Raw genomic sequence first — 25,156 nt, 5'->3', positions numbered from 1 at the left:
TAGACTCGTCCCGCCCGGCAATAGCTCGATCAGCTCTACTGCAAGGAGGCACGGGTGCCGCTGCTGACCCGCATCAGGGGACCGCGCGATCTGGACCGGCTCAGCCTGGAGGAGCTCGACCAGCTGGCCGGGGAGATCCGGACCTTCCTCGTCGAAGCGGTCTCCAAGACCGGCGGCCACCTCGGCCCCAACCTCGGTGTGGTGGAGCTCACCCTCGCCCTGCACCGGGTCTTCGAGTCGCCCACGGACAAAGTGCTCTGGGACACCGGCCACCAGTCCTACGTCCACAAGCTGCTGACCGGCCGGCAGGACTTCTCCAAGCTGAAGATGAAGGGCGGCCTGTCCGGCTACCCCTCGCAGGGGGAGTCCGAGCACGACGTCATCGAGAACAGCCACGCCTCCACGGTGCTCGGCTGGGCCGACGGCATCGCCAAGGCCAACCAGATCAAGAAGCGCGACAGCCACGTCGTCGCGGTCATCGGCGACGGCGCGCTCACCGGCGGCATGGCCTGGGAGGCGCTGAACAACATCGCCGACGCCAAGGACCGCCCGCTCGTCATCGTCGTCAACGACAACGAGCGCTCCTACTCGCCCACCATCGGCGGCCTCGCCAACCATCTGGCGACCCTGCGCACCACCGACGGCTACGAGCGCTTCCTGACCCGCACCAAGGACCTCCTGGAGCGCACCCCGGTCGTCGGCCAGGCCCTCTACGACACCCTGCACGGCGCCAAGAAGGGCCTCAAGGACTTCATCGCCCCGCAGGGCATGTTCGAGGACCTCGGTCTGAAGTACGTCGGCCCGATCGACGGCCACGACATCGAGGCCCTGGAGTCCGCCCTCACCCGCGCCAAGCGGTTCGGCGGCCCGGTCATCGTGCACTGCCTCACCGAGAAGGGCCGCGGCTACCAGCCCGCCCTCCAGGACGAGGCCGACCGCTTCCACGCCGTCGGCAGGATCCACCCCGACACGGGCCTGCCGATCGCCAGCTCCGGCGCCGACTGGACGAGCGTCTTCGGCGAGGAGATGGTGAAGCTCGGCGAGGAGCGCGACGACGTCGTGGCCATCACCGCCGCCATGCTCCAGCCGGTCGGCCTGGACAAGTTCGCCAAGCGCTTCCCCGACCGGGTCTACGACGTCGGCATCGCCGAGCAGCACGGCGCGGTCTCCGCGGCCGGCCTCGCGCACGCCGGGGTGCACCCCGTCTTCGCCGTGTACGCCACCTTCCTCAACCGCGCCTTCGACCAGGTGCTCATGGACGTGGCCCTGCACCGGTGCGGTGTGACGTTCGTGCTCGACCGGGCCGGTGTCACCGGCACCGACGGCGCCTCCCACAACGGCATGTGGGACATGTCGATCCTTCAGGTCGTCCCCGGCCTGCGGCTCGCGGCCCCGCGCGACGCCGACCAGGTCCGCGCCCAGCTCCGCGAGGCCGTCGCCGTCGAGGACGCCCCCACCGTGGTGCGCTTCTCCAAGGGCGCCGTCGGCCCCGCCGTACCCGCCGTGGGACGCGTCGGCGGCATGGACGTCCTGCGCGAACCCGGCACCGACACCCCGGACGTGCTGCTGGTGTCCGTGGGCGCCCTCGCGCCGATGTGCCTCGAGATCGCCGCGCTGCTCGACCGGCAGGGCATCTCCACCACCGTCGTCGACCCGCGCTGGGTCAAGCCCGTCGACGAGGCCATGGCCCCGCTCGCCGCGAAGCACCGGGTCGTCGTCACCGTCGAGGACAACTCGCGCGTCGGCGGCGTCGGCTCCACCGTCGCGCAGGCGCTGCGCGACGCCGGCGTGGACGTGCCGCTGCGCGACTTCGGCATCCCGCCGCGCTTCCTCGACCACGCCTCCCGCGCCGAGGTCATGGCCGAGATCGGGCTGACCGCCCCCGACATCGCCCGCCAGGTCACCGGTCTGGTCGCGAAGCTCGACGGCGGCTACGGACGCTCCGCCGCCGAGGCGGTCGACTCGGTGGAACCCGCCCGCGACTGACCTCGCGACACACGTCGCCCGGATGGGCCGCCCCCGCCACCGTGAAGAGTGGCGCGCGCGGCCCATCCGCGTGAAAGCGCCCGCGCCGGGGCATACGAGGTACGCCCCCTCTCGATCATGTCGAGGACGACAAGCGTGGGAGGTTCCCGTGACAAGCCCCCTCTTCCGGACGAAGAAGGTAGAACAGTCCATCCGCGACACCGAGGAACCCGAGCATGCGCTCAAGAAGTCCCTCTCCGCGCTGGATCTGACCGTCTTCGGTGTCGGTGTCATCATCGGCACCGGCATCTTCGTCCTCACCGGCACGGTCGCCAAGGACAACGCCGGGCCGGCCACGGCCCTGGCGTTCGTGGTGGCCGGTGTCGTCTGCGCGCTCGCCGCGCTCTGCTACGCCGAGTTCGCCTCCACCGTGCCGGTGGCGGGCTCCGCCTACACCTTCTCGTACGCCTCCCTGGGCGAACTGCCCGCCTGGATCATCGGCTGGGACCTCGTCCTGGAGTTCGCGCTCGGCACGGCGGTGGTGGCCGTCGGCTGGTCGGGCTACATCCAGTCGCTCATGGACAACGCGGGCTGGCAGATGCCCGCCGCGCTCGGCAGCCGCGAGGGCTCCGACGTGTTCGGGTTCGACATCCTCGCCGCCGCCCTGGTGCTGGTGCTCACCGGCATCCTCGTCCTCGGCATGAAGCTGTCCGCCCGGGTCACCTCGGTGGTCGTCGCCATCAAGGTGACCGTGGTCCTCGTGGTGATCATCGCGGGTGCCTTCTTCATCACGGGCGACAACTACGACCCGTTCATCCCGGACTCCAAGCCGGTCCCCGCCGGGGACAGTCTCGATGCGCCGCTCATCCAGCTGATGTTCGGCTGGGCCCCGGCCAACTTCGGTGTGATGGGCATCTTCACCGCCGCCTCGGTGGTGTTCTTCGCGTTCATCGGCTTCGACATCGTCGCCACGGCCGCCGAGGAGACCAGGAACCCGCAGCGCGACATGCCCCGCGGCATCCTCGGCTCCCTGCTCATCTGCACGGTGCTGTACGTGCTGGTGTCGATCGTCGTCACCGGTATGCAGCACTACACCGAGCTGTCCGTGGACGCCCCGCTGGCAGACGCCTTCAAGGCCACCGGACACCCGTGGTTCGCGGGCTTCATCAGCTTCGGAGCCGCCGTCGGCCTGACGACCGTATGCATGATCCTGCTGCTCGGGCAGACCCGGGTGTTCTTCGCGATGAGCCGCGACGGACTGCTGCCCCGGTTCTTCTCCCGGGTCCACCCCCGGTTCCGGACCCCGCACCGGCCGACGATCCTGCTCGGTGTCATCATCGCGATCGTCGCCGGCTTCACCCCGCTGAACGAGCTGGCCGCGCTGGTCAACATCGGCACCCTGTTCGCCTTCGTCATCGTCGCGATCAGCGTGATCATCCTGCGCCGGACCCGGCCCGACCTGCACCGCGCGTTCCGCACCCCGTGGGTGCCGGTGCTGCCGATCGTGTCGGTCGCCGCGTCGCTGTGGCTGATGCTGAACCTGCCCACCGAGACATGGATCCGCTTCGGCGTCTGGATGGCGATCGGTGTCGTCGTCTACTTCCTCTACAGCCGCACCCACAGCCGGCTGGCCCGCGGTGAGGCGGAACCCGGGACGCCGCCGGCATCGTCCGGCGGCCCGGGCTCCCGCTGAGCCGGCCGCTCAGGCCCTCGCCAGGGCGAGGACGACATTGTGCCCGCCGAAGCCGAAGGAGTGGCTCACGGCGACCCGGACGTCCTGCCGGCGCGGCTCCTCGGTGACGCAGTCGATGCCGGACCCGGGCGCCTCGGCGTCCAGGTTCGCGACCGGCGGCACCGTGCCGTGCTGCAGGGTGAGCACGGTCAGCGCCGCCTCGACGGCGCCCGCCGCGCCGAGCCCGTGGCCGAGCACGCCCTTGGGCGCGGTCACGCTGGGCCGGTGCGGAAGCACCCGGGCGATCAGGGCCGCCTCCCCGGCGTCGTTGGCCCGGGTGGAGGTGCCGTGGGCGTTGACGTGGTCGACGTCGTGAGGCGACAGGCCCGCGTCCGCCAGCGCGGACCGCAGGGCCGCCTCCGCGCCCCGGCCGTCCGGGGCGGGCGCGGTGGGGTGGTACGCGTCCGAGGTGCTGCCGCAGCCCACCAGCAGCGCACGGGCACGCGCACCGCGGGCGAACGCGTCCGCCCGCCGCTCCAGTACGAGCATCCCGGCGCCCTCCGCCATGACGAAGCCGTCCCGGTCGGGAGCGAACGGCCGGGACGCGGCGGCGGGCGCGTCGACGCGCCGGGACAGGACGCCCGCGCGCCAGAAGCCCGCGGTCGTCAGCCGGGTGACGGCGGCTTCGGTGGCCCCGGCCACGGCGATGTCGCACCGTCCGGCGGCGAGCAGATCACGGGCGACGGCCACGGCGGTGGCGCCGGAGGCGCACGCGGTCGCGCAGGCGAGGCCGGGGCCCCGGGCCCCGAGGTCGATGGAGACCTCACCGGCCGCCATGTTCGGGATCATCTGGGGGACGGTGAGCGCGGAGACCAGGCCGGCGCCCCGCTCCTCCAGCCGTCCGCCCTGTTCCTCGCGCACCTCGTCCGCGCCCAGCCCGCAGCCGATGACGACGGCGACGCGGTCCCCGTCCCAGGTGCGGGGGTCGAGCCCGGCGTCCCGTACCGCCTCGCGGGCGGCCAGCACGGCCAGCACGGCGTTGCGTGACATGCGCCAGGCGGCACGTCCGACGCGCCGGTCCAGTTCGTCGCGGGACAGCGGCACATGGCAGGAGAAGTCGACGGGCAGGCCGGCCAGCGCCGGATCGTGGGCGGCCGCGGTGCGGGCGCCGAGGCGGACCGTCTCCCAGGTGGCGTCGGCGTCCTCCCCGCCGGGGGTGAGCAGGCCGACTCCGGTGACGGCGACGGGCCCGGTCACGCGCTCGCGCGCAGTGCGTCGAGGTGGCCGGCGACCTGGCCGACGGTCGCGGTGCGGGAGACGGACTCGCCGTCGATCCTGACCCCGAGGCGTTCGTGCAGGACGAGCACCAGTTCCGTCAGGGCCAGGGAGTCCAGGTCGAGTTGTTCCAGGGTGAGCTCGGGCCGGATCTCGTCCTCGGGGACGCGGAAGGAGCCGGTCAGGATGGAGCGGAGGGTGTCGTAGCTGTCCGGCACGGTGGGTCCTCGCTGTCGTTCGATCGGGTGAGCTCCGCGATGCCGGCGTCGAATCCGACCGGCGGCTCGAAGCCGAGGTCGCGGCGTGCGGCGGTGAGGTCGAAGTGGTGCGGGTGGAGCAGTTCCGCGACCAGGAAGCGGCTCAGGGCGTGGGTGCGGGTGCTGCGGGCCGCGCGCAGCAGCGCCTCGGCGGCGGCGGCCCCGGCGGTGGCGAGCCGGGGCGGTACGGCGCACCAGCGGGCGTCGACGCCGGCGGCCCGCAGGAAGTGCCGGGTGAGCTCGCGCAGCGGACGCGGGTCGTCCTGGGCGATGAAGTAGGCGCGGCCGCCCGCCGTCCGCGGTGACCGCCGCAGACTGTCCAGGGCGAGCAGATGGGCGTGGGCGGCGGTGCGGACGTGGGTGGTGTCGACGAGGTTGCCGCCGTCGCCGGGCATCGGCAGCAGCCCGGCCCGCACGGCGCGTACGAGGGCGGGGGCGAAGTGGGGGTCGCCCGGCCCCCAGATGATGTGCGGGCGCAGCGACACGGTGGCCAGCTCCGGGCCGTGGGCGGCCAGCACCAGGGCCTCGGCGCGGGCCTTGGTGGCGGGGTAGGCGGGCAGGTGGCAGGGCGTGACGGGCAGGCTCTCGTCGACGCCCTCCAGGCCGCCGGGCCGGAAGGCGACGCTGGCGGTCGAGGTGTGCAGGAGGGTGCGCACCCGGTGGGCGCGGCACTGCCCGATCACATGGCGGGTGCCGACGACGTTGGTGGCCCAGTAGGGCCTCGGCGGGCCGCTGACACCGGCGAGCGCGGCGTTGTGCACCACCGCGTCGCACCCGGCGACCGCGCGGGCGACAGCGGCCTCGTCGGCGAGATCGCCCAGGTGCTGGTGGACGCCCAGGTGTTCCAGCGCCGCGCTCGGGCGACGGCCCAGGGAGGAGACGACGTCGCCGCGCGCGGTCAGCTGCCGGCAGATCTCCCGGCCGAGGAATCCGCTCCCGCCGGTGACCAGGACCCTCATCGTCCCCTCCCGCGGAGCCTTCCGGCGGCCCAGCCGGCCAGTCGCAGCCGGTCGATCTTGGAGTTGTGCCGGGGGTCGGTGGGGAAGCCGCGGCGGATCAGCAGGGCGCCGACACGATGTCCCTCCGGATGGTCCTTCAGCACGGCCCGCACGGCTGCCAGGACGGCGGCGCGGGACGTACCCGGGAGGGGTTCCACGCACAGCACGGGCAGTTGGCACAGGGCCGGACCGACCCCGACCAGGGCGGTACGGCGGACCCCGCGCGCGGTGTCCGCCGTGGCCTCGATGTCCTCGGTGGTGAGGCCGAACCCGGTGCCCGTGACCAGGTGGGCCCGGCGGCCGAGGAACCACAGCCGGCCCTCGTCGTCCAGCCGGCCCAGGTCGCCGGTGCGGTGCAGCACACCGTCGTCGGTGTCGCTCTTGGTGACGGCGTCGGCGTCCGGGCGCGCGTGGTAGGCGGGGCTGACGGTGGCTCCGCTGACGGCGATCTCCCCGAGGCCGGTGGCGTCGGCGTCCAGGACGCGGGCGCGGACACCGGGCAGCGGCCGGCCCAGGCAGGTGCCCGCGTGTCCGGCGGGCGGCGCGGCGCGCGAGGCCCGCAGTTCGTGGTCGCCGATCGCGGAGACGGGCAGGCACTCGGTGGCGCCGTACACGCTGAGGAGTTCGGCGTCCTGCGGTACGGCCCCGCGCAGGGCGGCGGCGAGCGCGGTGCGCAGCGGGGCGCCGAAGGACAGGATCTGCCGGACCGAGGGCAGGGTGATGCCGTGCCGGGCGCAGTGCCGGGCGATCAGGGTGAGGACGGCCGGGGAGGCCAGGACGATGCTCGCCCGGTGCTCCAGCAGCGGTCCGACGAGTTCCTCCGGCGGGGTGCGGGCCGGGGCGAGGTGGTTCACCGCCGGGGCGAGGGTGGTCAGGCCCAGCAGCGGACCGAGCAGCGCCACCGGCAGGAACCCGGCGAGGAGTACGTCGTCGGGCCCCGGGTCCATCAGCGTCGTCAGCGCGTCGAGCTGACCGGCCAGGGTGGAGTGGCGGTACTCGGCGCCCTTGGGCCGTCCCGTGGAGCCGGACGTGAAGGCGATGAGCGCCGGCCCGTCACCGTCGGGCCCGCCGGAGCGGGGGAGCGGGATGCCGTCGGCGGGCGTCCGTGTGGTCAGCCGCCGCCCCGCCGGGAGGGGCGAGTCCCCGGTGACCAGGGTGATCCGCACATGCGGGCGCCCCCATCCCAGCGCCCGGCGTCCCCACTGGGCCGGCGGCTCCCCGATGAACACGTCCGGGGCGACGTCCTGGAGGCAGCGGCCCACCTCGGCGCGCGGTTCGATCAGCACGGGTACGGCGCCGAGGAGACCCAGCGCGTAGCAGACGGCGGTGAGGTCGTGGGCGTCGCGGGTCATCACGACGGCCTTGTGACCGGGCCGGACCCCGGCGTCGTGCAGGGCCCGCGCGATGTGATGGCAGTGCCCCAGCAGCTCCCCGCGCCGGGTCGCCCGGGAGAGCCCCTTGCGGCTTTCGACGAGGGCGACGGCGCCGGGCCGCCCGGCCAGGCGTGCGGCGAGGCCCGGAAGGCTCGTGCTCATGGGGTCCCCTGGAGGAAGTCGCGGATGAGGTCGCCCAGTTCGGCCGTGGCGTCCTCCATCACGAAGTGCCCGGCGTCGGGGAAGCGGTGGACGGCGGCGTGCGGATACCGGCGCTCCCACTCCGCCGCCAGGGCCGGAGTGAAGACGGGATCGCGCATGCCCCAGCCGACGAGCAGGGGCAGGTCCGCCAGGCCGCTCCCGGCCCCGGCGGGTTCGAGCAGCCGCCACGAGGGGTCCGCGGGCCCGCGGGGGATCGCCCGTACGGCGTCGGTGACCGCCCGGCGTTCCGCACGGCGGGCGTACGGCCGCAGGAAGGCCCGCCGCTCGGCCGCAAGGAGCGGGCGGTGCACCCCTTTCCGTACGGCGATACGGGCGAACGCGTTGGTGACGTGGACGAGTTCGGCGACCGGCCGGTGGTCGCGGATCCAGCGCAGGAAGAACGGAAGCCGGAAACCGTCCGGGAACGGGAACGCCACCGTGTTGCAGACGACCATCGCGGCCACGACCCCCGGATTGCGCAGCGCCCAGGCGGTACCGAGCGGGCCGCCCCAGTCGTGCAGCACGAACGTCCAGCCCCGCTCGGGCAGCCCCCCGTCCCGCACCAGGTGGCGGTACAGGCTGTCCAGGCCCTCCAGTTGTGCCTCGTACGGGTCGGGCACCCCGTCCGCCGGCCGCAGTTGCCGGGACATTCCGAACCCGGGCAGGTCGGGGGCCACGCAGCGGGCGTGCGGGGCGAGTTGGCGCAGCAGTCCCCGCCAGGCATAGCTCCACGACGGGTTGCCGTGCAGGAACAGCACCGGCCGCCCGGAGCCGAGATCGACGTAGTGCTGCCCGGTGACCGGCACCCGGCGCCAGTGCCGGGGTGCGGGGTAGCCCGGCAGCAGTTGGTGCGGCGCGGCGGGAACCGGGGCGCCCCCCGCTCGTGCGGTCACCACCGGACGACCGCCAGACCGAAGCTGAAACCGCTGGCCAGGCCGATCATCGCCACCAGGTCCCCGCTCTCGACCCGGTCGGCCTCCCGCGCCTTGACCAGTTGCAGCGGCAGCGAGGCCGCCGCGCAGTTGCCGTGCTCGGCCACGGCGGGCATGCAGCGGTCCTCGGGGAGGGAGAAGGTCTCGATCACCTCGCGGTACTGCGGCATCGCGATCTGGTGGAAGGCGATGAAGGAGAAGGCCCCGGCCCGCGCCGCCTCCAGTTCCTTTCCGGCGGTCTCCAGGATCCGGGGCAGCACGTCGAGACCGGCCTGCCGCAGGTCCCCGTTGAGGCGCAGGGTGGTGTGGTCGTCGTGGACGGACAGGTGGTGCATGCTTCCGCCGCCGGACACGGTGCAGGCCTCCCAGGCCGCGGAGTTGCTGACGAACCGCAGCGACAGGATGCCGGGGTCGCCGTCGCCCGCCGGGCCGGCGGTCAGCACCATCGCCGCGCCGGCGTCGGAGGCGGTGTAGCCGGGCAGGGCCCGCAGCAGGTCCTCCCGGTCCGGGGCGTGCCAGCGGGTGGCCAGGGTGGAGGGTTCGCCGCAGGCGATGAGGACCGTGCGGTAGCGGCCGGTCTCGATGAACGACGCGGCCGCCTCCATGGCGTTGAGGAAGCTGTTGCAGGCGTTCTTGATGTCGAACACCGGGCAGGAGGCGCCCAGTTTGGTGGCCACGAGATGGGCCGTGGCGGGTTCGACCAGATCCTGTGAGGTCGACGCGAACACCAGCAGATCCACCTCGCCGATCTTCAGTCCGGCGTCGCCGAGCGCGCTGCGGGCGGCCGTCACCGCGAGATCGGACGCGTTCTCCCCGTCCTCGTGGACATGGACCCCGCGCACTCCGGTGAGATCCTCCAGCAGTCCTGGCGGCGGCGCATGGCCACCCGTCTCGGTGATCTTGACGCGGATTTCGTCCAACGTCCGGTAACGGGAGGGAAGGTGGGCGGAGACGGCGGCGATACGGGCACGGAGGGCTTCGGGCACTGCGTCACCGTAGCCAGCCGCCCGACCGGAATGACGATTACATGGTGTTCTCCACCCCAACGAGTGATTTGAGCTGGATTTTCCGCCCAGTTGTCCCTTTCAATCCGCAAGAGGACCGGTAACTGGTGTGAAGGGGCGGGGACTTGGCGATGCAGCAGCATGAACGGGCCGTGGCGGTAGTGGGCGTGGGGTGCCGACTGCCCGGAGGGATCACCGACCTGGACGGCCTGTGGTCGGTGCTGCGCGACGGGCGGGACATGGTCGGCGAGATGCCCGCCGACCGGCTGCCCCGCGACCGTACGGTCGACCCGGGGACCGTACGGCCCGGCCGCAGCTACACCGCCGCCGGCGGCTTCCTCGACGACGTCGCCTCGTTCGACGCCGCGTACTTCGGCATGTCGCCCGCGGAGGCCCGGCACATCGACCCGCAGCAGCGCCTGCTGCTGGAGATGACCGCCGACGCACTGGACGACGCCGCCCTCCCCGCCGGATCACTGGCCGGCTCCGACACCTGTGTGTACGTCGGCGTCTCCGACCCCGGCTACGGCGTGAACCTGTCGATGATGCAGGACCACACCAGCCCGCACACCATGCCCGGCGCCACCCTGTCCATCACGGCGAACCGCATGTCGTACGCCTTCGATCTGCGCGGGCCGAGCATGGCCGTCGACACGGCCTGCTCCTCCGCCCTGGTCGCCCTGGACCGCGCCTGCCGCACCCTGCGCGAGGGCTCCAGCCGGGTCGCCCTCGCCGGCGGGGTCAACGTGCTGAGCAATCCCTACTCGTTCGCCGGGTTCTCCTATGCGGGCATGCTGTCGCGGCGCGGACGCTGCGCGGCGTTCTCCGCCGACGCCGACGGGTTCGTCCGCGCGGAGGGCGGCGCCGTACTCGTCCTCAAGCGCCTCGCGGACGCGCTGGCGGACGGCGACCGGGTGCACGCCGTCCTGGCCGCCACCGGCAACAACACCGACGGCCGCAGCACCGGCATGATCGTGCCCAGCGCCGAGACCCAGGAGGCGCTGCTGCACACCGTCTACGCGGAGGCCGGGATCGGCGCCGACGACCTGGTCTACGTCGAGGCCCACGGCACCGGCACCCAGGTCGGCGACCCGGCGGAGGCCGAGGCCATCGGCCGGGCGCTCGGCCGGCGCCGCCGTGGCGGACCGCTGCCGATCGGCTCGGTGAAGTCGAACGTCGGCCATCTGGAGCCCGCCTCCGGCATGGCGGGTCTGCTCAAGGCGATCCTCGTGCTGCGCCACGGGCTGGTCCCGGCGACCCTGCACGCCCTTCCCCTCAACCCGCGCATCGACTTCGACGGCCTGGGCCTGGCCCCCGCCGTCGACCCCGTACCGCTGGAGGTGGGGGAGCGGGCCGCCGTCGGGGTGAGCGCCTTCGGCTTCGGCGGTGCCAACGCCCACGCCGTCGTCACCCCGCCGCCCGCTCCCCGGCGGACGGACCCGCACCCGGAGCCGGACGGACGCCCGCTGCCCGTCGTCGTCTCCGCCCGCTCACCCAAGGCCCTCGAGCAGCTGACCGCCCGCATGGCGGAGCGGCTGCGGCACACCGGGCCGGGCGAGTTCTACGACGTGGCCCGCACCAGCACCGTACGGCGCACCGCACACCCGCACCGGGCCGCCGTACTCGCCGCCGACCCGCGGGACGCCGCCCGGCAGCTGGACCTGCTGGCGGCCGGCCGGCCCGCCCACGGGGCCACGGTACGCACGGCCGAGCGGGACGGTACCGCGTTCGTGTACTCCGGCAACGCCTCCCAGTGGCCGGGCATGGCCGCCGACCTGCTGGAGCGCGAACCGGCCTTCCGCCGGGCCGTCGAGGAGGCCGACGCGGCCCTGGCACCCCACCTCGGCTGGTCGGTCGCCAAGGAACTGGCCCACCCGTCCCCGGGGAAGTGGCCGCGCACCGAGATCGCCCAACCCGCCCTGTTCGCCGTACAGGTGGGCCTCACCGCACTGCTCGCCTCCCACGGCATCCGCCCACGGGCGGTGACCGGGCACAGCGTCGGCGAGGTCGCCGCCGCCCACACCGCCGGGGTCCTCACCCTCGAACAGGCGGCCCTGGTGATCGCCGCGCGCAGCCGCACCCAGGGCGCCACGGCGGGCCGGGGCCGCATGGCCGCCGTAGGCCTCCCCGAAGCCCAGGCGCGCGAGGAACTGCGGGCCCACGACGGCGCGTTGGAGCTCGCGGGCATCAACAGCGACCGCGATGTGACCATCGCCGGCGACGCCGACGCGCTCGCGGCCTGGGGAGCCGGACTCACCGCCCGCGGCGTCTTCTTCCGCGAACTGGACCTCGACTACGCCTTCCACAGCCGGGCCATGGACCCCATCAGGGAACCCCTCCTGGACGCCCTCGCCGGACTCGAACCCGCCCCGGCCCGCGTCCCGTTCCTCTCCACCGTCACCGGCACCCCGCTCGCCGGGCCCGAACTCGACGCCGGCCACTGGTGGCGCAACGTCCGCGAGCCCGTCCGGTTCGCCGAGGCCGCCCAGCTCGCCGCCGGACACGCCGGTGTCCTGGTCGAGATCGGCCCGCACCCGGTCCTGCGCCCCTATCTCCGCCACACCGGCGCCACCTGCGTCCCCACCCTGCGCCGCGACGGGAACGGCCCCCGCGAGACCGCGTCGGCCGTCGCCGCCGTGCTCGCCGCCGACACCGCCACGGACTGGCGCCACCACTTCCCCCGCCCCGGCCGGGTGGCCGACCTGCCCGCCTACGCCTGGCAGCGCGAACGGTACTGGCACGGCACCGCACAGGACCTGGTCGCCCACACCAGCGGCAGCGGCCTCCTCGACCACCCCCTGGTGGGCGAGCGGATGCCCGCCCCGCACCACGTCTGGCACGGCACCGTCGAACCCCAGCTGGTGCCCTGGCTGGGCGACCACAGGATCGGGGACGACGTCCTCATGCCGGCCGCCGCCTACGTGGAGATGGCGCTCAGCGCCGGCCGGCGGGCCCTGGACCGCCCGGTCGAGGTACGGCATCTGGAGATCGGCCGGCCGCTGTCCGTGCCGTGGCCGGACCCGACGCCGCTCGCCCTGCAGACGGCGGTCACCCCCGACGACGGCGCCCTGACCATCAGCGTCCGCGAGGAACACGGCGGCGCGTGCCTGCCCGTCGTACGCGCCCAGGTCCGCACCCTCCTCGGCACGGCCCCCGCCCCGCTCGACGTCGACGCGGTCCGGGCACGCTGCGACCGCCGCATCGACGGCCCCGGCTTCTACCGCACCTGTCACGGCATCGGCCTGAACTGCGGCCCGGACTTCCAGCTCATCGACCGCATCGACGCCGGCGACGGCGAGGTGCTGGTCGGCTACCGGCTGACCCACCCCGCCGACGACTACACCGCCCACCCGGTCCTGATCGACGCGCCGCTGCAGGCGACCGTGGCCCTCGCCGGTGAGCGGGCGGAGTCCGCCGCGTTCCTGCCGACCGTGTTCGGCGCCGTACGCGTCTGGCGCACCCCCGCGCCCACCGGCGTCGTCCACCTGCGCCGCCGCAGCCGTGGCGCCAACGAGATCTGCTGGGACATCACCTACGCCGACCCCGACGGAACCGTCACCGTCGAGATCGACGGCTGCCGCACCCGCCGCGGCCACCTGACCGAACGCACCCCGCTGACCGTCCAGCGCACCGTCCTGCGCGCCGCACCCCACCCTGGGAGCCCCGCCGCGCCCTCCCCGCTCCCCGCGCCCACCGAGGTGGCCCGCGCGGCCGGGCCACGCATCGCCGCCGCCCGCACCGCCCTCGACGACACCGGCCACCGCCGGTTCACCGCCACCGCCGCACAGGCGGGCGCCCACCGCTGGGCCGAGACCCTGCGCGGCCTCCTCACCGACCCCACCGCCCCCTTCACCATGGCCGATCTGGTGACCGGCGGAACGCAGCCCCGGCACCGGCGGCTCGTACGGCTGCTGCTGCCCCTGCTCGCCGAACACGGCCTCGTCCGACAGGAGGACGAGAACTGGAGGCTGACCGACGCGGAGACCCGCTCCGGGGCGCTCCTGCGCAATCTGGTCGAGGACCATCCCGCCTACGGCGCCCGCACCCTGCTCCTCAACCGGCAACTGCGCCACCTGCCCGACGTGCTGCGGGGCCACGCACTTTTGCCGGCCGGGGACGGCGCCCACGAACAGCTCCATGAGACGGACCCCGCCCACCGCTTCACCCACCGCGCCGTACAGGCACTCCTCGGCGACATCGTCGCCCGCTGGCCCGCCGACCGCCCGCTGCGCGTCCTCGAGTTCGGCGCGACCACCACCGCCCTGACCGCCGCCGTCCTGCCCCTGCTCCCGGCCGACCGCACCCGCTACACCTGCACGGCGGCCACGGCCGGTGTCCTCACCCGCGCCGAACACCGTTTCGCAGCCCACGATTTCGTCGACCGCCGCGTCCTCGACCCGGACGCCGACCTGATCGGCCAGGGCCTGCCTCCGGGCGGCTTCGACCTCGTCCTCGCGGGCGACGCCCTGCACGCCACCACCGACCTCGCCGCCACCCTGCGCCGACTGCGCACCGTACTGGCCCCCGGCGGACACCTGCTGGCCACCGAACCCCATCACGCGCCGCTCCAGGCCCTGTTGTCCGGCACGTCCCACGACTTCTGGGAGCGCGCCGACCACACCCTGCGCCCGGCGTCCCGCATCCTCCCCCGCGACCGGTGGGCACCGCTGCTGGAGCGATGCGGTTTCACCGGTGTGGCGCTGACCGGCCCCGAGGACCGCTCCGTACTCCACGCGGCGGCGGACCAGGAGCCCGGACCGGCGCCCGGGCTGCCCCGGTCGGCCGCCTCCTGGGTGATCGTCGCGGAGGACGACACCGAGACGGCGGCCGCGCGGGCCCTGGCCGCCCACCTCGGCGAGGCCACCGTCGTCACCACGCCCGGCCGGCGCACCGCCCCGCCCACGGGCTCCGAACCGCACATCGTCCTGCTGCTCGCCGAACCCGCCCCGTACGACACCGTCGAGCGGACCACCCGCCGCGCGGCCACCCTGCGTTCCCTCGCCGCCGCCTGCGACGACCTCGACGGCCGTACCGTCCCCAGGATGTGGCTCGTCACCCGCCCGACCGGCCTCTTCCCCGCGCCGGAGGCGCCGTCCCACCCGGCCGACGCCGCCGTCTGGGCGGCCTGCCGCACCCTCGCCAACGAGCGCCCCGACCTGGCCCTGCGCCGCCTGTCCTGCCACCGCACCGGGGACCCGGCCACCGACGCGCGCCGTCTCGCCGCGGAACTCCTCGCCCCGGCCGACCAGGAGGACGAGATCGTCCTCACCGCCGGGGGCCGCTTCGTCCCCCGGCAGCTACAGCACCCGGCGGACGAGCCACCGGCGATCCCCGTCGGCAGGCCGTACGGCGACGATTCCCCCGCCGCCCCGGCCGGTACACGGCACACCGGCGAACCGCCCGCCACCCCCGCAGACACGCCGTACATCCTGGAGGCCCGCGACCCCGGCCTGCGCCGGCGCCTGATCTGGCGGGAGACCGAACCCGCCGGGCCGGGACCGGGTGAAGTGGCCCTCGAGATGCGGGCCGTGGCCCTCAACTACCGCGACCCCATGCGGGCCAACGGCCTGCTGCCGCCCGAGGCCGTGGAGAACAGCCCCATCGGCCGCGGCCTCGGCACCGACGGGGCCGGCGTCGTACGCGCCGTGGGGGAGGGGGTACGGAACCTGAAGCCGGGCGACCGGGTCTGCGGCCTCGTACCCGCCGCCCTCGCCTCCCACGCGACGACCCCCGCCACCGCCCTCCTCCGCATCCCCGAGGGGATGAGCTTCGCGGAGGCGGCGACCTTCCCCGTCGCCTTCCTCACCGTCCACCAGACCCTGGTCCACCAGGCCGGCCTCGACGACGGGGAGACCGTGCTCGTACACGGCGGAGCGGGGGCGGTGGGCCTCGCCGTCCTGCAGTGCGCCCGCCGCCAGGGCGCCCGCGTCATCGCCACCGCCGGCACGGAGACCAAACGGGACCTGCTGCGCACCCTCGGCGTCGAGCACGTCCTCGACTCCCGCAGCCTGGACTTCGTGCCCCGGGTGCGGGAGCTGACCGGCGGCCGGGGCGTGGACGTCGTGGTGAACTCCCTCAGCGGCGAGGCCATCGCCCAGGGCCTCGACCTGCTGGCGCCGGGCGGCCGCTTCATCGAGCTCGGCAAGAAGGACATCTTCCTCAACAACCCCGTCACACTGCGCCCCTTCCACCGCAGTCTCACCTTCATCGGCTTCAACCTCGACGCCGTCATCGACGCCCCCAAAGCGTCCGCCCGCCTCCTCGCCGCCTTCGAGGCGGAGGCCGTGGCCGGCACCTACCGCCCCCTGCCCCACACGACCTACCCCGCCGCCCGCGTCGACGAGGCCTTCCACCTCCTGCAGCACTCCCGGCACACCGGCAAGGTCGTCGTCACCTTCGACCCCCTCGACGAACCCGTCCCCGTCGAACCCGCGCCCCGCACCCTCCGCCTCGACGGCGACGGCACCTACCTGATCACCGGCGGACTGAGCGGTCTCGGCGCCGCCACCGCCCACCTGCTCGCCGACCGGGGCGCCCGCCACCTGGCCCTGCTCTCCCGGAGCGGACCCGGGGCCCCCGGCGCACCCGCCCTCCTCCAGGCCCTCACCGAGCGGGGAGTGCACGCCACCGCCCACGCCGCCGACGTCACCGACGAGGCCGCGCTGCGCCGGGTCCTCGACACCGTGGACGCCGGCGGACACCCCCTGCGCGGCGTCGTGCACGCGGCGATGCACATGGACGACGCGGCACTGGCCGATGTGTCCGACGACCGCTTCGCCGCCGTACTGGCCCCGAAGGCCCAGGGCGCGGCCGTACTGGACCGCCTCACCACCGACCGCGACCTGGACCTGTTCCTCACCTGCTCCTCCGTCTCCGCCGCCATCGGAAACCCGGGCCAGTCGGCCTACGCGGCGGCCAACGCCCACCTGGAAGCGCTCGTGCGGGCCCGGCGCGCCGCCGGCCGGACGGGCACGGCACTGGCCTGGGGCCCGATCGGCGAAACCGGCTATGTGGCGCGCGGCGGCATGGAGTCCGCCATGGCGGCCCGCGGCCTCGAACCGCTCACCCCCGCCGAGGTCCTGACCACCACGGACCGTCTCCTCGCGGCCGGCACCGATGTCGCCGGAGCGGGCCGCTACCGCTGGGGAACCGCCCGCCCCCTGCTGCCGGCCCTGGCCACCCCCCGGTTCGCCCTCCTGGCCCCGGCCTCCGCCACGCCCTCCCCGGACGCCCGCAACGCACTCCTCGCCACCCTCGCGGACCTCCCGGCGGACGAGGCGGTCCGCAGGATCACCGACGTCATCACCCGGCTCCTCGCGGCCGTCCTGCAGACCGACCCGGCCGGCCTCGACCCCACGCTCAACGTCACCGACCACGGCCTGGACTCGCTGCTGGGCATGCAGTTCCTGGTCCAGGCCCGGGACCTCTTCGACATCCGCCTCGGCCCGGCCGACCTGGCCACCGGCCGCACCCCGGCCCACTTCGCCCGCCTGATCCACCAGCGGCTGGACCCGGAGGCGTAGCCGGGACGGAGGCCGCCGGTCTCAGCGGGGCACCGACCGCGGACCGGCGACCTCCGCCCCCAGCGCCGTCACCCTGCGGCGCAGCTCACGATCGGCCGTGACGACGAGAACCGACCGGCCCACCGAGTCCGCCACCAGGGCGACCATATGATCGTCACCGCTCCCCGGAGCGGACTCCACCCGCACCCCCGGCACCGACTCCACCCCGCGCGCCGCCCCCTCGACGACCAGCACGATCTCCACCGCTCCCGAACGCCCCGGCACGCCGTCGGCCGCGAGCCGGTCCCGCAACCGCTCCGCCGCACCCCGCCGGTCCCGCCACCATCCGTCGGGCACCGACCCGACGACATTCGCGGCGTCGACGATCACGAGCAGGGCGGAGGTGTCGTTCATCGGGCCAGCGTCCCACGCACGGGGCGGACCCGGGGGCCGGCGGGGAGGAGCCCGGGGCATCGGCGAACGATCGACATATGATGTGCCGAGTTTCGGGGTTCCCGTGTCGGTGATGCGGCGGGCTGCAGGAAGGTTCACCAGGCGATGCGGAGAAGGCCGACAGGTTCCACGGGTGGCCCCGTCGACGACCGACGGACCGCGTCCGGCGTGGCCCACGGAGAGTGGCTCACCCGCGGCAAGGACGGCCGGCTGACGCTGTACGCCCCCACCGGCGGGGGTCTGCTGCGCTGGACGGAGACCGCCGTCGGCGGCCCGCGGTGGAGCGGGCCGCACTTCGTACCGGTGGCCGGGCTGACGCATCTGTCGGTGGCCCAGGGAGCCAACGGCTACGTCCACTTCCTCGGCCGCAGGGAACGCGAGGGCGCCGACGGCACGACCGGGGCGGACGTCGTGCACGCCGTCCAGTACCAGACCGGACTCGCCCTCAGCGACTGGCGGTCCCTCGGCAACCCCCACCGCGACCGGGACGACCCCGGCGTGCTCGCCGCTCCGGTCGGGGCGGTGGCCGAAGACGGCACGGTGCATGTGTTCCTGCGGGGCGCGGACGGCGGTCTCGTCCTGCGGCGCGAGGCCCCGAACGGCAAGTGGCGGGCGTGGGAGGACCTGCGCGGCGGCGGACTGGACGCCCGGCCGGCGGCGATCGCGCTCACCGACGGACGCGTCGAGGTCTGCGCCGCCGCGGAGACGGGCGTGCTCGTCTGGAGCCAGTCCGCACCGGGGGAGGACTTCACCGGTCCCCGCGGTTTCTCGCTGCGGCCCGTGCCGGGCACGGTCGCGGCCCTGGAGACGGCACCCGGCCGGGCCACGTTCTTCTGGACGGACGCCGAGAGCGGTGGCGCGGCGGCCTGGCGGGCGGGCGACTGGCCCGTCTCCCTGGGCGGCACTCCGGCCGAGCGGCCGTACGCGGTGCTGCGTACGTCGCTGGACGGCTACGACTGTGCCGTCCTCGCCTGCCGTGACAAGGACGGCGCGGCCGTGCTCGGCATGGGCGGCACCGAGAACGAGTCCGCCGGGTTCTGGTGGTACGCGCTGGCCGAGACCTGCCAGGGCTCCCCGGCCCTGGCCCGGGACGGGCGGGGTCGCGTGGTGATGGCGCTGATCGGCACCGACGGCACGCCCAGGGTCGCCCGCCAGGAGGACGGCGACGGCCTCACGCTCACCCGGTGGGACGTCCTCGGTAGCTGAGCGGCCGTCGCCGTCGTCGTCGTGCGGGGGCGTCAGCCGCCCGTCGCGGGCGACTTCTTGGCGGACTCGGGAATCTCCGCGTCGGACCGGATCGCCTTCCACAGCTGCTCGGCCTGGGGCTGCGCGGCCACCACCCGGTTCGGGTCGACCTTGTCGTACGCCACCGGGAGCATGATCGTCTCCATGGTCGCCGGGTCGACCCCGTTCATGCTGCGCGCGAACTTGGCCAGGCTGGTCAGGGAGGCCAGTTCGGCGTCGGTGGTCAGCGCGGACGTCAGCGTGTCGGCGATCTTGTAGGTCTTGGTGGGACTGCCGAACAGGTCCTGCCGCTTCACCTCGCTCAGCAGGGCGATCATGAACTGCTGCTGGAGGCCTATACGGCCCAGGTCGCTGCCGTCACCGATGCCGTGCCGGGTCCGCACGAACGCCAGGGAGTCGGTCCCGTCCAGCTTGTGTGTTCCGGCGCTCAGGTCCAGGCCGCTGGAGGTGTCCTTGATGGGCTCGTCGACGGTGACGGTCACGCCGCCGATCGCGTCGACCAGTCCCTTGAAGCCGGCGAAGTCGATCTCCATGTAGTGGTCCATGCGGACGCCGGACATCTTCTCCACGGTCTTCACCACACAGGCCGGACCGGCCGTCGAGTACACGGAGTTGAACATGACGCGCTCCGCCGCCGGCAGGGTCGAGCCGTCGGACTTGGCGCACTCCGGGCGGGTGACGAGCGTGTCACGCGGGATGCTCACGGCCACGGCCTGATCGCGGCCCTCGGGGATGTGCACCACCAGCGCGGTGTCGGACCGGGCGCCCGAGACCTTGCCGGTGCCCAGCGAGGCGTTGGCGCCGCCGCGTGAGTCCGAGCCGAGGACCAGCAGGTTCTGCCCCGACGTCGGCAGCTTCTCCGGTCGGTCCTCACCGAGTGCCTTGTCCAGGTCGACGCCGTCGATGTTGCCGTTCAGGTCGCTGTACAGCCAGTACCCGGTGCCGCCCGCCGCGAGCAGGAGGACCAGGAGCGACAGCAGCACGATGCGTCCCCAGCGTCTACGGGGGCGCTGCGCCCTGCGACGTCCGCCGCCGCTGTCGGGCTGCACACGCCGTGACTCCGTGGTGGCGCTGGTCGTCATGGTGTTCGGTTCCTCTCCTCACGGGCTCCGCGCGGCGGAGTGGCTGGGCCCGGGTGGGGGGAAGACCGGTCCACTGATGCGATCGCAACAGTGGGAGAACTATAGGCAGTGGCCCCGACCTGGCCCGGACCGGGTGGCTTTAGCACCGCGAAGCGATGAACGCCACATGAACCGACCTTGACCATCCTTAAGGGTGACTTAAGATATGTCGAACCTGTGACCGATGTGAAGGGGGGCTTTCACGCGGCCACAGGGGTTTGGCGGCGCACGGCGGCAGAAGTCGCGACGTGCCGCATCAGGGGTGGGGTGTCCATGGTGGACGTTCGGTGTCCTTATGGGCGAAATGTCTTGGTAGGAGTACGAGTTGGTGGTTCAGCCGCGCCTCAGTGTTGTCGTGCCCTTTCAGGATGTCGAGGCATATCTCGCCGAATGTCTGGAGTCGATAGCGCGCCAGTCGTTCCGTGACTTCGAGGTCGTGCTCGTCGACGACGGCTCCACCGACGGGTCGGTGCGGATCGCGGCCGACTTCTGCGCGGCGGACCGCCGCTTCCGGCTGGTCCGCCAGCACGCCCACGGGCCCGGACACGCGCGCAACACCGGACTGCGCAACACCCATCCCGCGGCGGAGTTCCTCGCCTTCGTGGACGGCGACGACGTCATCCCCGAGTACGCCTACGAACTCCTGGTGCGCACGCTCGAGGAATCCGAGGCGGACTTCGTCTCGGGCAACGTGCAGATGATGAACTCCACCAAGAAGTGGCAGTCGCCGCTGCACAAGGGCCCCATGCAGAAGAACCGGCGCGGGACGCACATCACCAGGTTCGAGGCGCTGATCTACGACCGCACCGTCTGGAACAAGCTCTTCCGGCGCTCCTTCTGGAACCGGCACTCCATCGCCTTCCCCGAAGGCGTCATGTACGAGGACTCGTGGGTCAACATGTACGCCCACTTCCGCGCCGCCAAGGTCGACGTCATCACCGACGTCGTCTACTTCTGGCGCCGCAGGGAGGGCGGAGCCGCCCCCTCCATCACCCAGCGGCACACCGAACTGTCGAACCTGCGCGACCGGGTCGCGGCCGTGCAGTCCGTGAGCCGCTTCCTCGGCGACCAGAACTCCGGGGAGTACGCGGACAGCAAGCGGAAGTACGACCTCGCCTGCCTGAAGTCCGACCTCATGCTCCATCTGAAGGTGCTCCCGGACGCCGACGAGGAGTACCGGCACTCCTTCATGCAGTGGGCCAACGAGTTCCTCGACGAGTCCGACCTCACCATCATCGACGAACTGCCCGCGGACGCCCGCGTCAAATGGCTGCTGGTGCGCGAGGGGCGGCTGCCCGAACTCCTCGAGGTCATCGAGTTCGAGCGCCGCGGCGGCCCCATGCCCGTGCAGCGGCGGTTCCGGCGCTACCTCAACTACCCCTACCTCGGCGACCGGGAGGTGGGCCTCGACAAGAAGGCCTACCGGCTGGACAAGGAACTGTCCCTGCACGGCTCGCTGTCCGGTGCCCGCTGGATCCCCGACTCCGATCTGCTCACCCTCACCGGAACCGCGTACGTCCGGTTCATCAACGTGCACAAGAAGCACATGTCGGTGAAGGCGATCGCCCTGCGGAACAAGAAGCAGGGGCGCATGATGATCACGACGGCGAAGACCGTCTACGCGCCGCAGGCCACCGAGGACAGCAACCAGAATCGTTACTGCTACGACTGGGCCGGCTTCGAGGCGCGTATCGACACCGCCCGCCTCAAGCGCAAGGGCCAGTGGGTCGAGGGCACCTGGGACGTGGCCGCCGGTGTCCTCAGCCGCGGGCTGTTCCGCTACCGGGGCATCGACCGGGGCGGCGCGGGCAGCGCCGCCAACCCGCCCTACCGGTACGTCGACAAGAACACCCGGATCCTTCCGGTCTTCCTCCAGGGCAAGCTCAAGCTCCGCGTCGAGGTCGTGCGCTGCCGGATCACCCAGCACCGTCTCATCGGCGACCAGCTGGAGCTGCGCGGCGTCTACCTCGGCCCCAAAGTCCCGGAGTGGGGCCAGCTCCGCGTCACGAGCCTGAGCGGCGCGGGACGGCACGACGCACGCGTCCACTTCACCCCGGGCGGCGACGGCTGGTGCACCTTCTCCGCCAGAGTTCCCCTCAGCCGCCTCGTACCCAAGTCCCGCGTCCACGCCGGGACGGACGCCGACGTCCCGCAGTCCTGGAACATGGGCGCCAACGGCTGGAAGACCACCTTCCACGTCGAGGGCCGCAAGATGACCATGTACCCCGTCGTGGCGGAGGACACCCCCGACGGCCACTACCCCATGCCGGCGACCCTGCAGACCCGGGAGTACGACCGTGAGGTCGTCGTCCACCGCAACGGCTCCGGCTACCTCGTGCTCTTCGAACGCGCGACCCTGCCCGTCGCGTCCCGGTGCGAGTGGCGGGACGACGGCTCACTGCTGGTCCAGGGCCGCTATCTGGCCGCCGACCAGCTGACCGAGGAGGAGTACCGGGCCGCTCATCTGGTGATCCGTTCGCGCGCCCACGGCGCCGAACGCCCCGTCCCCCTCACCTGGGAGGGCGACGAGTTCCGCGCGGTCCTGGCCCCCGCCGCCATGCGGACCCTGGCCGGGGACATCCCGCTCGCGGCCGGACGATGGGACTTCTTCCTGCGCCGGCAGGACCTCTCCGCCGTGGCGCGCGAGGACCGCCTCGAAGACCTCATGGTGAAGATCGAACAGGATCTGATCGAGGCGTTCCCCCAGGACTACGAGAGGAAGGAGCGCCGCTACGAGATACAGGCCGAGGCCTACGACCGGCTGTCGCTCCTCGTCCACTCGGCGATGCCCGACCACGCCCGCGGCCCCTACCGGCAGAAGATCCTGCGCACCAAGGCCTACCCCGACGCCCGCCGGCAGCCGGTGCGCGACGCCGTGCTGTTCGACGCCTTCAAGGGCACCCAGTACTCCGACAGCCCCCGCGCCCTGCACGAGGAACTCCTGCGCCGTCGCGTCGATCTGGAACAGCTGTGGGTGGTACGCGACGACCAGGTCCAGGTCCCGCCGACGGCGACACCCGTCCGCATGTGGTCACCGCAGTGGTACGAGGCCCTCGCCACCAGCCGCTACGTCGTCGCCAACAACCACCTCCCGGACTGGTTCAAGAAGCGGGACGGCCAGGTCGTCGTGCAGACGTGGCACGGCACGCCGCTGAAGAAGATCGGCCATGACATCGAGTCCATCCACTTCGCCGACCAGCGCTATCTGGAACGCGTCGAGAAGGAGGTGCAGAACTGGGACATCCTGGTGTCCCCCAACAGCTTCTCCACCCCCATCCTCAAGCGCGCCTTCGGCTTCCCCGGCGAGATGGTGGAGAGCGGCTACCCGCGCAACGACGTCCTGCGCCGGCCGGACACGGAGGACCAGGAGCAGCGGATCCGCCGCAGGATCGGACTGCCGGAGGGCAAGAGGGTCGTCCTGTACGCGCCCACCTGGCGCGACGACCAGTTCTACGCGCCCGGCAAGTACAAGCTGGACTTCCGCATCGACCTGGCGGCGGCACGCGCGGAGCTCGGGGACGACCACGTCCTCATGGTGCGCCGCCACCCCAACGTCGTGGACCCGGTGCCGGGCGCCGGTGACGGATTCGTCTTCGACGTGTCCGACTACCCGGACATGGCCGACCTCTCGCTGATCACCGATGTGATGATCACCGACTACTCCTCCCTGATGTTCGACTACGTCAACACCGGGCGGCCCATCCTGTTCTTCACCTACGACCTGGACCACTACCGCGACACCCTGCGCGGGTTCTACTTCGACTTCGAGGGCAGTGCCCCGGGCCCGCTGCTCCACTCGTCCGAGGAACTCGTGGCGGCCATCCGCGACATCGATGCCATCCAGGACCTCTACGCCGAGCGGTACCGCTGGTTCCAGAACGAGTTCTGCGACCTGGACGACGGGTACGCCGCCGCCCGGCTCGCGGACAGGATGCTGGTCGCCGGTGGTGACCTCGCCCCCGGACAGGCACACGCCCCGGCCGTCGGCACGGTCGGCACCCGGCACACGGGAAGGGCGATGACCCCCGCGCGACCGCGCGTGTCGGAATGGTTCAGCGGCCCCCGTACGACCACGGGACTCTTCGGCGTCGTGCCCACGCAGCCCTCCGGCGACCGCGACTACGAAGGCGTGATCGTGTGACGCCGGTTCCGTCCGCGGCCTCAGCCGGTGCCGGTGTCCACCCGGATCAGCACGGCACGGTGGTCGGACACCCCGGTCCCGCTCACCCGGCAACCGAGCACGGGCAGCCCGGTGAACAGATGGTCCAGCTTGTGCCCCGACACATGCGTCGCCCGCGCCGGCCGCGAGGCGTCGCACTCCCGGTGCGCACGGTGGGCGTTCTCCGGCCACACCCACGAGAGCGGATTGTGCTTCCCGGGCGGATCCACGTTCAGATCCCCGCCGTACACGACCCGCTTCCCGGGCACCGCGTCCACCAGCGCCTTCAGCTGGTCGTCGCGGAACTCCCAGGACGGATGCGCCCGGTCACCACCGCGCGGGGTCAGATGCGCGGCACACACCGTGACGTCGTGCGCCGCGACGAACGCGCACAGGATCCCGCGCCGCACCCCGACCGTGGGCTGGAGCGCGGACACCGTACGCACGGACGACAGCGGGTACGCGGACAGCAGGGCGTAACCGGCCTGTCCCCTCTCGGGCGCCCCGCAGCGCACCGCGGTACGGCGTCCGTCCCGCCCGCGCCGCAGGTAGGCCCTGAACTCGGTGTGCCAGGACGCCCCGAGGGACGCGCGCACCGCCTCGACGTCGGCCGCGCAGGTCTCCTGAAGGAACAGGACCCGGGCCCCGGCACCGGTGGCCAGGCGTTCCATCCGGCGCCGCTTCGCCTCACCGCTGCCGGTACCGGCACAGTTCCAGTCCCGGACACCGCACATGTTCCAGGTCGCCACGGTCAGTGTCCCCGCCTCGGCCGGGGAGCGGACCGGTCCGCCGCCGTCGCCCGCGGCCACCGCCAGGACGGCGGCCGACGCGACGGCGGCAAGCCGGCGCCGTCCCCGCGGGCGGGACGACGGAGTGCGGGTCCACAACATCCGGCCATCATGACCGACACGTCGATGACCAGCCAAAACCGCCTGGTTCCGGTGGTCCTCCGGAAGCCGTCCGCGTGCGGCCCCGGCCGCCGCCCGTCTTCGACGCACA

General features: G+C 73.2%; 14 protein-coding genes. 5 read left to right on the top strand and 9 right to left on the bottom strand.

The features are described from left to right. Nucleotides 1–54: 54 nt before the first annotated feature. Together dxs and IF28_RS0101715 are read left to right on the top strand one after the other, a co-directional pair. Nucleotides 55–1,986, top strand: a complete 1,932-nt coding sequence (dxs, locus tag IF28_RS0101720) for a 1-deoxy-D-xylulose-5-phosphate synthase (RefSeq protein ID WP_030212723.1) — start codon at nucleotides 55–57, stop codon at nucleotides 1,984–1,986. Nucleotides 1,987–2,134: 148 nt separating this feature from the next. Further along, nucleotides 2,135–3,658 (top strand): amino acid permease, encoded by a 1,524-nt coding sequence (locus IF28_RS0101715; RefSeq protein ID WP_030212722.1) that lies wholly within the window; start codon nucleotides 2,135–2,137, stop codon nucleotides 3,656–3,658. 9 nt (nucleotides 3,659–3,667) lie between these two features. On the opposite strand, the gene IF28_RS0101710 is transcribed toward IF28_RS0101715, so the two are convergent. The 6 genes from IF28_RS0101710 to IF28_RS0101685 are packed head-to-tail and all read right to left on the bottom strand — an operon-like array spanning nucleotide 3,668 to nucleotide 9,659. Beyond that, nucleotides 3,668–4,894, bottom strand: a complete 1,227-nt coding sequence (locus IF28_RS0101710; protein WP_030212720.1) for a beta-ketoacyl-[acyl-carrier-protein] synthase family protein — start codon at nucleotides 4,892–4,894, stop codon at nucleotides 3,668–3,670. Next, nucleotides 4,891–5,130 (bottom strand): acyl carrier protein, encoded by a 240-nt coding sequence (locus IF28_RS0101705; protein ID WP_030212717.1) that lies wholly within the window; start codon nucleotides 5,128–5,130, stop codon nucleotides 4,891–4,893. The genes IF28_RS0101710 and IF28_RS0101705 overlap by 4 nt, the downstream gene beginning before the upstream one ends. After that, nucleotides 5,094–6,128: an NAD-dependent epimerase/dehydratase family protein gene (locus tag IF28_RS0101700; RefSeq protein ID WP_030212714.1), complete on the bottom strand. Its 1,035-nt coding sequence runs from the start codon at nucleotides 6,126–6,128 to the stop codon at nucleotides 5,094–5,096. The genes IF28_RS0101705 and IF28_RS0101700 overlap by 37 nt, the downstream gene beginning before the upstream one ends. Further along, nucleotides 6,125–7,702: an AMP-binding protein gene (locus tag IF28_RS0101695; protein WP_030212712.1), complete on the bottom strand. Its 1,578-nt coding sequence runs from the start codon at nucleotides 7,700–7,702 to the stop codon at nucleotides 6,125–6,127. The genes IF28_RS0101700 and IF28_RS0101695 overlap by 4 nt, the downstream gene beginning before the upstream one ends. After that, complete coding sequence (locus IF28_RS0101690) at nucleotides 7,699–8,634, bottom strand: alpha/beta fold hydrolase (protein ID WP_234324828.1); 936 nt, start codon at nucleotides 8,632–8,634, stop codon at nucleotides 7,699–7,701. Before IF28_RS0101690 ends, IF28_RS0101695 begins: the two co-directional genes overlap by 4 nt. Continuing rightward, nucleotides 8,631–9,659: a 3-oxoacyl-ACP synthase III family protein gene (locus IF28_RS0101685; RefSeq protein WP_030212706.1), complete on the bottom strand. Its 1,029-nt coding sequence runs from the start codon at nucleotides 9,657–9,659 to the stop codon at nucleotides 8,631–8,633. Before IF28_RS0101685 ends, IF28_RS0101690 begins: the two co-directional genes overlap by 4 nt. 149 nt (nucleotides 9,660–9,808) lie before the next feature. On the opposite strand from IF28_RS0101685, the gene IF28_RS0101680 reads away from it, so the two are divergent. Next, nucleotides 9,809–17,200, top strand: coding sequence for a type I polyketide synthase (locus IF28_RS0101680; protein WP_030212703.1), 7,392 nt, complete (start codon nucleotides 9,809–9,811; stop codon nucleotides 17,198–17,200). Nucleotides 17,201–17,221: 21 nt separating this feature from the next. Here IF28_RS0101680 and IF28_RS0101675 read toward each other — a convergent pair whose 3' ends face one another. Beyond that, nucleotides 17,222–17,593 (bottom strand): hypothetical protein, encoded by a 372-nt coding sequence (locus IF28_RS0101675; protein WP_030212700.1) that lies wholly within the window; start codon nucleotides 17,591–17,593, stop codon nucleotides 17,222–17,224. Nucleotides 17,594–17,800: 207 nt separating this feature from the next. On the opposite strand from IF28_RS0101675, the gene IF28_RS0101670 reads away from it, so the two are divergent. Beyond that, entirely contained in the window at nucleotides 17,801–18,838 is a 1,038-nt protein-coding gene (locus tag IF28_RS0101670) for a hypothetical protein (RefSeq protein WP_030212698.1), read from the top strand. A 32-nt stretch (nucleotides 18,839–18,870) separates the two neighbouring features. Here IF28_RS0101670 and IF28_RS0101665 read toward each other — a convergent pair whose 3' ends face one another. Beyond that, nucleotides 18,871–19,959, bottom strand: coding sequence for an LCP family protein (locus IF28_RS0101665; protein ID WP_030212695.1), 1,089 nt, complete (start codon nucleotides 19,957–19,959; stop codon nucleotides 18,871–18,873). A 394-nt stretch (nucleotides 19,960–20,353) separates the two neighbouring features. Between IF28_RS0101665 and IF28_RS0101660 the strand changes: the two genes are divergently transcribed. Continuing rightward, on the top strand, nucleotides 20,354–24,139 hold the full coding sequence (locus IF28_RS0101660; protein WP_234324827.1) for a bifunctional glycosyltransferase/CDP-glycerol:glycerophosphate glycerophosphotransferase: 3,786 nt from the start codon (nucleotides 20,354–20,356) through the stop codon (nucleotides 24,137–24,139). Between the two features lie 20 nt (nucleotides 24,140–24,159). On the opposite strand, the gene IF28_RS0101655 is transcribed toward IF28_RS0101660, so the two are convergent. Beyond that, complete coding sequence (locus IF28_RS0101655) at nucleotides 24,160–25,047, bottom strand: endonuclease/exonuclease/phosphatase family protein (protein ID WP_030212688.1); 888 nt, start codon at nucleotides 25,045–25,047, stop codon at nucleotides 24,160–24,162. Nucleotides 25,048–25,156: the final 109 nt, after the last annotated feature.

It is taken from the genome of Streptomyces sp. NRRL WC-3626 (assembly GCF_000718785.1).
In the GTDB taxonomy this organism is placed as follows: domain Bacteria; phylum Actinomycetota; class Actinomycetes; order Streptomycetales; family Streptomycetaceae; genus Streptomyces; species Streptomyces edwardsiae.
The sequence above is the reverse complement of the archived record's forward strand: the minus strand, read 5'-3'. Positions and strand labels throughout refer to the sequence as shown.

What these genes read in the sequence shown, in the direction of transcription:
- IF28_RS0101680 (WP_030212703.1), top strand. Translation starts at nt 9,809, where the DNA reads ATGCAGCAGCATGAACGGGCCGTGGCGGTAGTGGGCGTGGGGTGCCGA.
- IF28_RS0101700 (WP_030212714.1), bottom strand. Translation starts at nt 6,128, where the DNA reads ATGAGGGTCCTGGTCACCGGCGGGAGCGGATTCCTCGGCCGGGAGATC.
- IF28_RS0101675 (WP_030212700.1), bottom strand. Translation starts at nt 17,593, where the DNA reads ATGAACGACACCTCCGCCCTGCTCGTGATCGTCGACGCCGCGAATGTC.
- IF28_RS0101665 (WP_030212695.1), bottom strand. Translation starts at nt 19,959, where the DNA reads ATGACGACCAGCGCCACCACGGAGTCACGGCGTGTGCAGCCCGACAGC.
- IF28_RS0101655 (WP_030212688.1), bottom strand. Translation starts at nt 25,047, where the DNA reads ATGTTGTGGACCCGCACTCCGTCGTCCCGCCCGCGGGGACGGCGCCGG.
- IF28_RS0101695 (WP_030212712.1), bottom strand. Translation starts at nt 7,702, where the DNA reads ATGAGCACGAGCCTTCCGGGCCTCGCCGCACGCCTGGCCGGGCGGCCC.